The sequence below is a fragment of the Pseudoalteromonas luteoviolacea CPMOR-1 genome, assembly GCF_001625685.1.
Classification (GTDB): Bacteria; Pseudomonadota; Gammaproteobacteria; order Enterobacterales; family Alteromonadaceae; genus Pseudoalteromonas; species Pseudoalteromonas luteoviolacea_K.
This window is the reverse complement of record NZ_AUYC01000020.1, coordinates 208,446-221,091: the sequence shown is the minus strand read 5'-3', so window position 1 is coordinate 221,091 and position 12,646 is coordinate 208,446. Positions and strand designations below refer to the sequence as shown.

The following is a 12,646-nucleotide window of genomic DNA, read 5'->3' as shown; positions in this document are numbered from 1 at the left end:
CACCAAATTACCCTCCACCAAGAACACGTGCGGGCTCGACTTTAGTAGCCTGCCATGCTGGATAGATACTAGAAATAACTGAAATAAATACCGTTGCCAACAAGACAATTACAATGTCCGTGAAATCTAATTTACTCGGTAAAAACTCAATAAAGTACACCCCCTGCAATGGGTTATTTCCATCTATAGAGGTCCAAAGCATAAAGAGCTCTGAGATATTGAGCGCGAGCAATGTGCCAACAACCAAACCACAAAACGCCCCTACCAAAGCATAACTTAGCCCTTGTGCGGCAAATGTCATAAAAATAGTACTATCGCGTGTGCCCATGGTTTTTAAAATGGCAATGTCGGCTTGTTTTTCTTTTACTTCCATCACCATTGAAGAAATAATGTTAAAACTCGCAACTGCGATGATTAAAAACACAACTAAGTAAACAATGGTTCTAACCATCTGAATATCTTGATATAAGCTGCCCTGTGTTCTAAACCAGCTCTGCACATAAACAAGGTCAGGCAATGCACGTCCTGCGCTCATAGCAATTTGATGCGCATTGAATACATCATCGACTGATAACCTAAGCCCCGTCACGGTTTTGCTGTCCAGCGATAAGGCCTGCTGTACCTTTGCCAAGCTCACTATCGCTAAGTTTTTATCAACTTCCCCACCCATTGAGATAAGCCCTGCTACGTTAAATGACACACGCTTTGGTGCCGCTAACGCATTCTTCGCGTGTTGATTCGCAATCAGAACAGTGACTTTATCACCTAGACTCACGCCTAATTGAGTTGCGATCCCTTTGCCGAGCACTATCTCATTTTCTCCTAAACGTTCAAGTTTTAGGGGATTGATATAGCGGTGAATACTAGAAACCTGATTATGTTTGCTTGGCTCAATTGCTTTTAGTTGCGTAGCTTTCAACTTGCCTTTGTACTGCACCATACCTGTGACGTTTATCTCTGGCGTTGCGCTCACAACACCCAGCTGATTTTCAAGCAAATTAACCTTTTGAGGCCAATCCTGAATCGGATCATAAGGTGCTTGGTAGCTAACATGAGGAACAACAGAAAGTAAGCGTTCTTTAAGTTGCTGTTCAAACCCGTTAATGACTGATAATGCGACAATTAGCACCGTTACGCCCAAAAAGACACCTATGGTTGATGCTTTACTCAAAAAACCAATAAAACCACTCTGATGTTTGGTTTCTCGTAATCGTTTGCTTAAAAACAGGCTAAGCATGCGTACGACCACCGTCTTTTTGATATTCAACGAGCACGCCATCATCCAATTGTACAACACGCCCCAACTTCTCAGCCAGTTCAAGGTCATGCGTCACGATAACAAAACTGGTATCAAACTCTTTATTTAACTCGTTTAAGAGCTCATAAATTTTAAGTGCATTGTGCTTGTCCAAATTTCCAGTTGGTTCATCGGCAAGCACCAACGAAGGTTTAGTAACAAGCGCCCTTGCGATTGCAACACGCTGTCTTTCACCACCAGAGAGCTCCGACGGGCGGTGATCAACTCGGTGACCTAGCCCCACTTTATCAAGCATTTGCGCAGCTTCAGTTTTAGCATCCTGTTTTGATTTGCCACCAATTAAAAGTGGCATTGCAACATTTTCTAGCGCGCTAAAGTCCATTAATAAGTGGTGGAACTGGTAGATAAACCCCATATGTTGATTTCTAAAGTCAGCTTGCTTGGCCCGTGATAATGTCTGCACGTCAGTGCCTTTAATTTTCAACGTGCCTTCTGTGGCTGAATCGAGGGTGCCCAAAATATGTAGCAACGTACTTTTTCCCGAGCCTGAACTACCGACAATAGAGAGCGTTTCTCCTTGTTCTAAAGATAAGTCCACTCCTTTGAGCACGGACACTTGGTTACCTGCCTCATGGTATGATTTATTGAGTGCTTGGCATTGGATCACGGGATCATTCATATCTTAAAACCTCGGCAGGCATCACTCTTGCTGCTTTTTGTGCAGGATAAAGTGTGGCTAAAAAACTTAATAACAAACTGGTAAAAATTATAAAAAATAAACTCATGCTATCGAATTTAACTGGTAGCTCCATGCCACCTAATAGCGACAATCCAACAAGGTTTAACACCTCATTGATGTTTGCAGCCAACAAAAGGCCACATATAGCGCCAATCAAAGTACCTACAAGGCCGTTATAAAGGCCTTGAATCATAAATACTTGCGCTATTTTATTTGGTGTAAACCCTAAAGTTTGTAATATAGCAACTTCACCTTGTTTCTCACTCACCATCATTGAAAGCGCAGATATGATATTAAATACAGCAACCACAACAATCAGCGCGAGTAATAAAGACATCACTCGTTTTTCCATGGCAACAGCTGCAAACAATGCCCCCTGCTGCACTTGCCAGTCTTGATAACTAAACTCGGACAACAGCTGCTTATTTTTAGACTTAAAATCTGCTATAGAAAAAGCGTCGTCTAACGTTAAGCTGACATCATATTCACCTGATTGCTTTTTCAATAACTTCATAAGACTCGCGCCATCTGCAAACGCCAATGTTGTATCCGCTTCACTTCGAGAGTTATAGATAGCTGCCACAGAAAACAACCTCTGTTTAGGCACTCGACCTAACGGGGTATAACTGGTTATATCAGGAAAAATAACGCGAACTTTATCGCCGATGCTCACATCTAACTTGTTCGCCAAAAATCGGCTAATGGCCAGTTGATAGCGCTTATCATGCATTGCTTTTACACTACCAGATTCAATATGCGGATTAATTGCCGTTGGATGACCAGAAAACGAGCCTTGTAATCTAACACCAACCAGTTCTTTATTGGTTTGCAATATGACATCAGATGTGACGTAGGGTGAAGCACGTTTCACACCAGGCAATACTGATAGAGTATTTAAACTGGCTGCAGGTTGGTGATTATCTTTTTCAGAAAGCTGTACATGTGGGATGAGATCAAGCATGGCATTTTTCAGGCTTTGCTCAAAGCCATTCATAACCGAATTCACTGTTATTAATGACATTAATCCAAGCGCTATCCCCGCTATCGAGAAAAATGAGATAAAAGAAACAAACGCATTTCCCTTGGAAGAACGACTGTATCTAAGCCCAACAAAAAGGCTAACCGATTGAAACATATTAAAATTTATTTCTTTAATTTCTTCTAATTGAGTAATGCTAACACATATGAGATCAACTGGTCACACCTTGGTGTGTAAAAATTTTTTAATTATCCGCTACTTAATGTCTCAATTTGGTGTAAAATGCGTGAAATCTTGCGGTATGGAAGTTCTATGTTATCCCTAGACAGATTTAAGCATATGAATTTTAAGGGGGATTTGTTCGGTGGTGTGACCACTGCTATTATTTCTCTTCCCCTTGCCCTCGCCTTCGGGGTTGCTTCTGGTGCCGGTGCAGAAGCAGGAATGTGGGGCGCTATTCTCGTCGGTCTCTTTGCTGCCTTATTTGGCGGTTCTACCTCTTTGATTTCTGAGCCAACAGGTCCGATGACGGTTATTATGACCGCTGTTCTGACCACTATGATGGCACAGTACCCCGAAAACGGACTTGCAATGGGCTTTACTGTTGTAATGATGGCCGGGGCATTTCAGATACTACTCGGTACATTAAAACTCGGCAAATATGTCACATTAATGCCCTACAGCGTTATTTCCGGCTTTATGTCTGGTATCGGGGTCATTCTCATCATTTTACAGCTTGCGCCTTTATTGGGACATCAAGCTCCACCAGGAGGAGTGTTAGGCACGCTGAGTGCGCTACCTGATTTACTCCTAGACTTACATTTTGCTGAGCTATTTTTAGGTATTTTGACACTGGCTATCTTGTTCTATTTACCTCAAAAGTATCGCCAATACGTACCCGCTCAATTGGTTGCACTGGTGGCAGTAACATTAGTCTCTATCATCATTTTTGATACTGACAGCATAAACCGAATTGGTGAAATACCCAGTGGTTTGCCTTCAATAGTTTGGCCTACCTTTACCGCTGAGCAGTTTACTTCAATGGTCATTGATGCACTTGTTCTGGGCACCTTAGGCTGTATTGATACACTGCTCACAGCAGTTATCGGAGACAGCTTGACTCGAACTGAACATGATTCTGATAAAGAACTTCGTGGCCAGGGCGTTGCAAATATGATTTCAGGTTTATTTGGCGCGTTGCCTGGCGCAGGTGCGACAATGGGCACGGTGGTGAATATTCAAGTAGGTGCACGCTCGCCCCTTGCAGGTATTATTCGCGCATTGATCTTAATGGCAGTGGTCTTTGTTGCAGGCGGTCTCACTGAACCCATTCCAATGGCAGTACTGGCCGGTATCGCTGTTTATGTAGGCTATAACATCTTGGATTGGAGCTTCATTCAACGCGCGCACAAACTGAGTATAAGTCAAATGGCGATTATGTATGGCGTGATGCTCTTAACTGTATTTGTCGACTTGATCGTGGCAGTTGGTCTAGGTGTATTTATCTCTAATATCATGGTGATTGAGCGTTTGAGCCGAGTGCAAGAGCAGCATGTTAAAGCCATTAGCGACAATGATACTGATGAAGAGGTACCATTAAATAGCCATGAAAAGGAACTATTAGAAAAAGCACAAGGAAAATTACTATTTTTCTACTTATCTGGCCCAATGATTTTCAGTGTATCAAAAGCGATTGCGCGGCAGCACAGATATATCAGTGAATATAAAACCATGGTATTGGACTTAAGTGATGTTGCTATGCTGGATGTCACTGTGAGCTTAGCAATCGAAAATGCGATCACAGATGCCATTGATGCCAATGTTCAAGTATTTATCTACTCGCCCAACCAAGAGACGAGTGAAAAGTTGAACAAAATTAATATTCGCGAAAAGCTTGGAACCGATGCATTCTGTCATAGTCGTGAAGCTGCGCTCCACAAAGCACTTGAGGCTATGTCAATATCAACAACACAGAGCTAATTTGACTTTATGCCATCGGCAATAAATTCAAGCAACTCTCTGACAGACGTTGGTAAATACCGTCTGGGTGGGTAAACCGCCCAGACACCTTCCGACTCTGGTCTATACCCATCCAATACTTCTACAAGTTCACCTTTTTCAATGGCTTCTGTTAAATAATAATGGGGCAACTGCGCTAATCCTAACCCTTGTTTAGCGGCATCAACCAACGCCCAGCCACTGTTGCAGCGGAGTCTACCTTTAACATTCATCTGGCACTCTTTACCGCCATCTATAAAACGCCAAACACTCGACTGACCAACCAAGCAAATATGTTTTTCTAGATCTTTAATGTACTTTATCGGTGTTGATTTAGCTAAATATGCTGGTGAACCACACACTAAGGTTTGCCGATGTGACAGTAGTCTCGCTCTCATTGACGAATCTTTCAAATTCCCCAATCGAATCGCAAAGTCGAATCCCTGCTCTATTAAATCAAGCTTGTTATTATTGAGCTCCATGTCAATTTGAATATTCGGATACAACGCCATAAATTCGTTGACCAATGGCATAATATATTGCTCTCCATACATCACTGGCGCTGTCATCTTTATCTTTCCCGCAGGTTGACTATCTCTTTGTCGAAGCGCTGAAGTCGCATCATCCAATGCATGTTGTAAGTGTTTTGCATGAGATAGAAAAACATTACCTTCCGTTGTTAAAGACAGTTTTCTTGTCGTACGGTTTAGTAATTGATAGCCAAGAGTGCTTTCAAGCGTTTTAACCCGGCGGCTCACCTGTGCTACAGAGGTGTCTAATTGTTCTGCGGCACCTGTAAAAGAGCCATACACCGCGACGGCTACAAATTCATCTATTCCAATCCACCTATCCATTATTACAAATCCGTAAAAGTCTTTTATTATTTTCGAGATTATCAAATTTATAATAAAGGTTATACTTAAGCTTCTCTATAAAAATAGGAAAACAAGAACATGGCACAATTTATTAAATCTAAAGCCGCCATCGCATGGGGCCCAGGCAAACCTCTCAGCATCGAAGAAGTCGATGTCATGATGCCTAAAGCTGGCGAAGTGTTGGTTAAAATTACAGCCACTGGTGTATGTCATACGGATGCTTTTACGCTATCAGGTGAAGATCCTGAAGGTGTTTTCCCTGCAATTTTAGGGCATGAAGGCGCAGGTATCGTTGAAGCCATCGGTGAAGGAGTGACGGGCCTAGAGATTGGTGACCACGTTATTCCACTTTACACGCCTGAGTGTGGTGAATGTAAGTTTTGTACGTCTGGTAAAACCAACTTGTGCCAAAAAATAAGAGAAACGCAAGGTAAAGGCCTCATGCCAGATGGCACAACGCGCTTCTATAAAGATGGTGAGCCAATTTATCACTACATGGGGACTTCAACCTTCTCAGAGTACACTGTATTACCAGAGATTTCTCTTGCAAAGGTTAATAAAGAAGCCCCTCTTGAAGAGATCTGCTTACTTGGCTGCGGTGTTACAACCGGTATGGGTGCAGTGCTGAACACCGCGAAAGTACAAAAAGGTGACACCGTTGCAATATTTGGTCTAGGTGGTATTGGACTGTCAGCGATTATTGGTGCAACCATGGCTGGTGCAAGCCGAATTATTGGTGTAGATATCAATACCGATAAATTTGAACTGGCAACGAAGCTTGGTGCAACTGATTTAATCAACCCGAACGATTATGATAAGCCAATCCAAGAAGTGATTGTAGAAATGACCGATGGCGGCGTAGACTTCTCATTCGAATGTATTGGTAACGTCAACGTGATGCGCAGCGCCCTTGAGTGTTGCCACAAAGGCTGGGGCGAGTCAGTTATTATCGGCGTTGCTGGTGCAGGTCAAGAAATTTCAACACGCCCATTCCAACTTGTTACTGGACGCGTTTGGCGTGGTACTGCTTTTGGCGGCGTAAAGGGTCGTTCAGAGCTACCAGAAATTGTTGAAAGATATATGGCTGGTGAGTTTAAACTCAATGATTTCATTACCCATACGATGGCTTTAAATGACATCAATGAAGCATTTGATTTAATGCATAAAGGTAAGAGCATTCGCTCAGTTATCCATTACTAACAAAAACTTAAAAAGCGGTGCGTTAACATGCATCGCTTTTATCACGTTAAAATTTTTATTTAATTTTAAGTTGCCTATAATATGGAATTAATCAGCGAAAACAAAGTATTTGGTGGCATACATCAACGCTACAAGCACCAAAGTATCTCTAACAACTGCGACATGACGTTCGCCATTTTTTTGCCAAAAACAGTCGATATAAATTGTAAGTTACCAGTACTATATTGGCTTTCTGGACTCACCTGCACCGATGAAAATTTCATGCAAAAAGCAGGTGTGTTCAAGTATGCCAGCGAACATGGCATCGCCATTGTCGCGCCAGACACCAGCCCTCGTGGTGAGGATGTTGCTGATGATGAGAATGGCAGCTATGACTTCGGTCTTGGTGCTGGCTTTTATTTAAATGCCACTCAAGCGCCCTATGCATCTCACTATAAGATGTATGACTACATAACGGTTGAACTACCTAAACTTATCGAGTCTCATTTTCCTGTCTCGAATAAAAAAGCCATCAGTGGACATTCAATGGGGGGTCACGGTGCACTGACTATCGGGCTTAAAAATAGTAATCAATATGCAAGTATTTCTGCGTTTGCACCAATCACAAACCCAATGGGCTGTCCTTGGGGTGTAAAAGCATTTACCGGATACTTGGGTGAGGATGAATCTCTGTGGGCACAATATGATGCAAGCAAGATACTGCTTGAAAACACAATAGATAGAAAGATCCCTATCAAGATTGACCAAGGCAGTGATGACGTGTTTTTAACCGAGCAGCTCAAGCCCGAAGTATTGCTTAACGCTGCTAAAACGACTGGTTATGATATCGATTATCAGCTTCATAACGGGTACGATCACAGCTACTTTTTTATTAGCTCATTCATTGAGCAACATATTCAATTCCACGCGCAGTATTTAAAAGCGTAAAAATAAAAAAGGCGCTACTCCTTAGCGCCTTTGTTGCTTAACATTAATTCTATTTGCTCAGATCAGCGTACTGATTATTACCTGTAAGTTTAATCGCTTCATCGAAGCCAGGTATGTGTAATTCATTTTGATCTATGGTCAGCTGCGACTCATCAACCATACCGTTACCAAAACGATATATCAGTTCATAATTACCTAAATCAGCCGCTTGCTTATACGCTTGCTGTCTCTCTGTGGTTTTTGCCAGCTTCTGCTGATATTCCGCTACCACAGATTCACCGTGACGTTTAGCCAACAGACGCGCTGTTACTTTTGGAGAAAACACAGTGGCTGTCGCGTTATTGCCGCCGAAACCTTTGGAGTTGATGAATGCAATATCCATATCACCACAATCATAGTGATAGTTACGGATGTCCAAGTGTTCATCAAATACATCATCAGCGACTTTATCAATTGTTGTGATACCCGGCATAATATTGTGGCTAAATACACCCAATGCGATAGCTAGCTGATCGCCCGATGCAGGCGCAATTGTATGACCAACATAAGCTTTAGGCGCTGCCAGCTTCCAACCATTAATTGAAAACGCTTGCGCAACTTTGTGATAAATAGCTGATTCAGTCACTCGGTTCTGCGGTGTGCTAGAGCCATGTGCCAAGATGAAACTTCGCTTTTGCAAAGACTCTTGTCCAACAATTTCTTGTGCCAACGCTACCGATTTTGCCATTGTAATGTAGTTACCCGGACCTGGCGCCGTAATTGACTTCTTAACACCATCCGCATTTACAAATACATCAACAACAGAGCCCATCACCTCTGCGCCTAGTTCTAACGCGAGTTTATCATCCATTAGAATAGCAACCTGAGCGCCTTCACCTATGGTAAAACCACAGTTTTCTCCAAACGGACGACTCGTTCTGCGATGATCAGCTTCGTCTGTATTGTCTAACTTTTTCAACCCTTCTTCGTTTGCAAGAGCGCCCATATTTCCGAAGCCTTCAATCACTTCTGGTGTCAAAGCACATTCAACACTGGCGACAACCGCTACACGTGTACGACCTGCTTGAATGTCATTGACCGCAGCACGCAAGTTGTATAAGAAAGTTGCACATGCACCCGCTGTTGAGAAAGTCGTGCCTACACTGCCTGTCACATATGCATTAATAAAATCTGTAGACATGGTATTTAAACCGAGCGCCAACTGCTTGGTGCTTACGCGATCGCCTCTTAATCGGCTTCTCACTAAACCACCTAAACCTTCATTGTCCATTTGACCTGCCACTGACGCTGAATAAGTGCCAATTTCGTCAGGCTTAACGCTAGACATCACACTATCCCAATCAAGACCTGTTGATTTAATCGCATCTGTCGCTGCGAAGATAGTCGCTTGCAAACCTCTAGGTTGATAGCGGCTGTTATACATTTTTGCAGGTTCAAAGCCAGTTGGTAACTGGCCGGCTGCTTTTATCGGGTTATCTCTGTAACTATCGTGTTTTACTTCAAGTTGCTCCGGTACATGCACGTTTACTGTTTTGGCATCAACTTCTTCCACTGACCAGCTGCTAGGCACTGGTGTCGGCAAGTCTTTTTTACGACATGTAAAACGAAGACCTTGCTCAGTATTGGCTGTAATTGTTAGCTTTTGCTGCCAATGTGTCGCGTCAACATCAAAGTGGTTTTTTTCTATTTTACGAATTAAAGTACCAGCAATAACCTGCTCACCTACTTTGCTTTCAACATCTGCTTTGGTTATCACTTCACCGTCTTGAGTGATCAAATTCTCACCGTCTACAGACACTAAATTCATTAACGTAGCAAGGCCTAAAAAGGTATCTGCTCTGTCGTTATGATCGAGTTTATCAAGAACGATTCTACGATATGCTTGGTGAAAAGATGTTCTACCTGCGGCATTAATACCACCCATACCGACAATAATAGGTAATGCTGTCATACTTAACTCTTTAATACTTATTTGTTGCAATAATTCTAGAATGAAGTAGATAATATAGCTTTACATAATTCGCCACTGAATTGACATTTTTCGCCAAAAAGCACAAATCTAATTGGAAATATGCAAAAAGTTAAAATCGCCCTTACTCTGTATGAGCAATTATTAATCACCAGTGTGACGCTTCCCGTTGAAATGCTGCGCGCAGGAGAGGCTTACGCAAAACGGCATAATAAGAATACTTACAAGCCTTTAGAAATACACTGCCTAAGTGAAAACGGGGGCCCTGTAGAAAGCAGTATCGGCATGAGTATGGCGGTGCAAACTGATTTTCAAGCACTAGAAACTTACGACTATGTCATTGTGCCCAGTATTTGGCGAAACCCTAGGCCCGTGGTGAGACATAATCCCAAGCTTGCAAAAAACTTAGGCGATGCTTGGGAACAAGGTGCAACCATCATAGGTGTCGGTACGGGCGTCTGTTTTTTAGCGGAGTCTGGCATCTTAAATGGCCACTCTGCTACTACTCACTGGCATTATGCTAATCAGTTCATGAAAAGCTACCCAAATGTGGACTTAAAACCAGATTATTTCATTACACAGTCAGACCGACTTTACACAGTAGCAAGCCTCAATGCACTGGCTGATGTTGTCGTGCATTTGATAGGACAATTTTATGGTAAAGATGCCGCAAACCATGTACAGCAAAACTTTTCACACGAAATCAGAAAACCATACGAAGAACAACGTTATTTGGAGGGGGCAGTTGATAGATATAGCGATGAACAAATCGCGGCAATTCAATTTTGGCTGAAAAATAATGCCAGTTCCGTTGAATCGTTAGCTTCAGTCGCTCAGCAATTTGATATGAGCTACCGAAGTTTCAACAGACGATTCAAAGTAGCAACAGGAAAAACGGCAATTGCTTATCTACAGGAAGTTCGGCTTCAACAAGCCTGCGAATTGTTGGCATCTAGCAACTTAAGTATTCAAGAAATTGCGCTGACAGTTGGATTTAATTCACAAAGCCAATTGTCGCGAGCATTTAAAGAACAAATGAACCAGACACCAAGTGCATATCGCAAAATTGTCCGCAAGAAGCTATTTTCTTAGTGCAATTCGAGACCAAGTCACATCTTGTTTATTGGGCATTTTACTGGGTTGATTTTGGGTTTGAAAAACCACTTTCAAGCCATATTCGCTTGCCAAGCCCAAAAGCTCATCACAACTCGCAGGAAAAACATGTTTTCCCAAGCCTGCCGGTCCATTTCTCAAAGAAATTGCACAAACACCATTTGGCAACAATAGTTCATAGAGTCTTCCAACACATCGTTTACGTTCTTGAAAGCTTAAATGATGCCAAACACCATCTAACAAAATAAAGTCAAAAGTATATTTTGAATCATCAAGTAGCTTCAAATCGGGCAAACTGTCTTCCAACCATTCGACAGAGCTGCCTTTGTAACGGATCTTTGCTTTGTCTAAGAACGCAGTTAATGGCTCTACCGCGACGACCTCATAACCTAACCTTGAAAGCGCAGCAGCATTTTGACCGACTCCACAGCCAGCATCTAATGCTTTAGAACCTTTAACAGGTAAGAATGGCAAAAAATCTTGGTTTATGTTTTCAAATTTAAGACCAAAACTTGCCTCTGCGAAAGTTTGAATGTCACTTTCATATCCAAAAGTACCTGCGACCATCTACCCTACTTTATTGTTAAATAATATTGTTAATATAACGGTAAAACCATAAGCAGCTTTCTTTACTATGTAAATCGCCTCTGAACGATAAACTAATTTGCTTTATAGGTAGCCTAGCTTTGCAGTACAACCGTTCTACCGCCTTTAATTAATAAAACGAAAACAACTTAGTAGAATTTAGAAAAATAAGTTAAAAACAGCTGACAGAATACTCTTTTTTCTTCTGCATATTTTTATGTAACAATACACGCTATACTCACATTCACAATACAGAGCAATAAAATCAACGCGGCAGGAGAATAACTAAGTAGTACGGTAGCCAATAATGCCTACTATGAGCTCGATTTATAGAAGTTCCTAATCAATGGGGTGCATTCTGTTAACTGTATGCTTATTAAAAATACTCACTACCTTATTCCACGCAATAAGTTCATAAAAACAACAATCTAACTGTAGAATTTATAGTGTACTCCCCATATCTGTATTAAAGAACAAGTTAAAGAATGTCGTCTATATAAAAAATGCGCCTTGAGCCATTAAAATCAAATTCTATCTCATCATCTATCTGTCTGCCTTTTAGAACCTGGCCCAAAGGTGAGTGCAAGGTAAGCACCAGTACTGGCGTATCAATAATTGTGATTTTTAAGCCCCCTTCCAATGGGCCAATAAAATACCAATAACAGTTTCCTTCTTCGTCGCTCAGTTTAACTAAGCCGCCCTCTGCCACGAAACTGGCATTTTCTGTCTTAAAAACAGACTCAAATACGCTAATCGCACGATGGGCTTGCTCTACTCGCTCACTTTGACCTTCAGCTAAATAGCCTGACTCAATACTCAAAGAGTCATACTGTGTTTCAGCTGCACTTTGTTCATGAATAGCATCCTGTCTCGCACTATCAGCAGCCGCTTGCGCCTCATACAATTTTTTTTCTAGTGCCATCTTGAGCGCTTCAATCACAACGATTTTTTTCATTTTCTATCCAAAACAAAAAAGGGCCTTTTAGGCCCTTTGACTACTTAA

General features: G+C 41.9%; 11 protein-coding genes. 4 read left to right on the top strand and 7 right to left on the bottom strand.

What is annotated here, in order from left to right:
* Window positions 1–7 precede the first annotated feature (7 nt).
* Genes N473_RS08045 through N473_RS08035 form a run of 3 tightly spaced genes read right to left on the bottom strand, consistent with a single transcriptional unit; the run spans window position 8 to window position 3,132 of the window.
* On the bottom strand, window positions 8–1,237 hold the full coding sequence (locus tag N473_RS08045) for a lipoprotein-releasing ABC transporter permease subunit (protein ID WP_063367460.1): 1,230 nt from the start codon (window positions 1,235–1,237) through the stop codon (window positions 8–10).
* A complete protein-coding gene (gene lolD, locus N473_RS08040; RefSeq protein ID WP_063367459.1) occupies window positions 1,230–1,937 on the bottom strand; it encodes a lipoprotein-releasing ABC transporter ATP-binding protein LolD in 708 nt (235 codons plus the stop codon). The genes N473_RS08045 and lolD overlap by 8 nt, the downstream gene beginning before the upstream one ends.
* Window positions 1,930–3,132 carry a lipoprotein-releasing ABC transporter permease subunit gene (locus N473_RS08035; RefSeq protein ID WP_063367458.1) on the bottom strand — a complete coding sequence of 401 codons (1,203 nt, stop codon included), beginning with the start codon at window positions 3,130–3,132 and terminating at the stop codon, window positions 1,930–1,932. The genes lolD and N473_RS08035 overlap by 8 nt, the downstream gene beginning before the upstream one ends.
* A 156-nt stretch (window positions 3,133–3,288) precedes the next feature.
* Here N473_RS08035 and N473_RS08030 point away from each other — a divergent pair, with 156 nt between their 5' ends.
* The gene (locus N473_RS08030; protein ID WP_063367457.1) at window positions 3,289–4,956 is read left to right on the top strand and encodes a SulP family inorganic anion transporter; all 1,668 of its coding nucleotides are present in this window, start codon (window positions 3,289–3,291) and stop codon (window positions 4,954–4,956) included.
* On the opposite strand, the gene N473_RS08025 is transcribed toward N473_RS08030, so the two are convergent.
* Entirely contained in the window at window positions 4,953–5,828 is an 876-nt protein-coding gene (locus N473_RS08025; protein ID WP_063367456.1) for a LysR family transcriptional regulator, read from the bottom strand. The two genes, N473_RS08030 and N473_RS08025, sit on opposite strands and share 4 nt — an antisense overlap.
* Window positions 5,829–5,927: 99 nt before the next feature.
* On the opposite strand from N473_RS08025, the gene N473_RS08020 reads away from it, so the two are divergent.
* On the top strand, window positions 5,928–7,049 hold the full coding sequence (locus N473_RS08020) for an S-(hydroxymethyl)glutathione dehydrogenase/class III alcohol dehydrogenase (RefSeq protein ID WP_063367455.1): 1,122 nt from the start codon (window positions 5,928–5,930) through the stop codon (window positions 7,047–7,049).
* A gap of 81 nt (window positions 7,050–7,130) precedes the next feature.
* The gene (gene fghA, locus N473_RS08015) at window positions 7,131–7,976 is read left to right on the top strand and encodes an S-formylglutathione hydrolase (protein WP_063367454.1); all 846 of its coding nucleotides are present in this window, start codon (window positions 7,131–7,133) and stop codon (window positions 7,974–7,976) included.
* A gap of 49 nt (window positions 7,977–8,025) precedes the next feature.
* Here the strand turns inward: fghA and N473_RS08010 are convergent, their stop codons facing one another.
* Window positions 8,026–9,927 (bottom strand): beta-ketoacyl synthase, encoded by a 1,902-nt coding sequence (locus N473_RS08010; protein WP_063367453.1) that lies wholly within the window; start codon window positions 9,925–9,927, stop codon window positions 8,026–8,028.
* Between the two features lie 120 nt (window positions 9,928–10,047).
* Between N473_RS08010 and N473_RS08005 the strand changes: the two genes are divergently transcribed.
* The gene (locus tag N473_RS08005) at window positions 10,048–11,037 is read left to right on the top strand and encodes a GlxA family transcriptional regulator (protein WP_063367452.1); all 990 of its coding nucleotides are present in this window, start codon (window positions 10,048–10,050) and stop codon (window positions 11,035–11,037) included.
* On the opposite strand, the gene N473_RS08000 is transcribed toward N473_RS08005, so the two are convergent.
* Both N473_RS08000 and N473_RS07995 read right to left on the bottom strand, forming a co-directional pair.
* Complete coding sequence (locus tag N473_RS08000) at window positions 11,026–11,625, bottom strand: class I SAM-dependent methyltransferase (RefSeq protein ID WP_063367451.1); 600 nt, start codon at window positions 11,623–11,625, stop codon at window positions 11,026–11,028. The two genes, N473_RS08005 and N473_RS08000, sit on opposite strands and share 12 nt — an antisense overlap.
* Window positions 11,626–12,121: 496 nt before the next feature.
* Entirely contained in the window at window positions 12,122–12,598 is a 477-nt protein-coding gene (locus N473_RS07995) for a hypothetical protein (RefSeq protein ID WP_063367450.1), read from the bottom strand.
* Between the last annotated feature and the right edge of the window lie 48 nt (window positions 12,599–12,646).

Excerpts from the sequence above, each read along its gene's own strand:
- N473_RS08010 (WP_063367453.1), bottom strand. The coding sequence starts at position 9,927 with ATGACAGCATTACCTATTATTGTCGGTATGGGTGGTATTAATGCCGCA.
- N473_RS08005 (WP_063367452.1), top strand. The coding sequence starts at position 10,048 with ATGCAAAAAGTTAAAATCGCCCTTACTCTGTATGAGCAATTATTAATC.
- N473_RS07995 (WP_063367450.1), bottom strand. The coding sequence starts at position 12,598 with ATGAAAAAAATCGTTGTGATTGAAGCGCTCAAGATGGCACTAGAAAAA.
- fghA (WP_063367454.1), top strand. The coding sequence starts at position 7,131 with ATGGAATTAATCAGCGAAAACAAAGTATTTGGTGGCATACATCAACGC.
- lolD (WP_063367459.1), bottom strand. The coding sequence starts at position 1,937 with ATGAATGATCCCGTGATCCAATGCCAAGCACTCAATAAATCATACCAT.
- N473_RS08030 (WP_063367457.1), top strand. The coding sequence starts at position 3,289 with ATGTTATCCCTAGACAGATTTAAGCATATGAATTTTAAGGGGGATTTG.
- N473_RS08035 (WP_063367458.1), bottom strand. The coding sequence starts at position 3,132 with ATGTTTCAATCGGTTAGCCTTTTTGTTGGGCTTAGATACAGTCGTTCT.
- N473_RS08045 (WP_063367460.1), bottom strand. The coding sequence starts at position 1,237 with ATGCTTAGCCTGTTTTTAAGCAAACGATTACGAGAAACCAAACATCAG.
- N473_RS08020 (WP_063367455.1), top strand. The coding sequence starts at position 5,928 with ATGGCACAATTTATTAAATCTAAAGCCGCCATCGCATGGGGCCCAGGC.
- N473_RS08000 (WP_063367451.1), bottom strand. The coding sequence starts at position 11,625 with ATGGTCGCAGGTACTTTTGGATATGAAAGTGACATTCAAACTTTCGCA.
- N473_RS08025 (WP_063367456.1), bottom strand. The coding sequence starts at position 5,828 with ATGGATAGGTGGATTGGAATAGATGAATTTGTAGCCGTCGCGGTGTAT.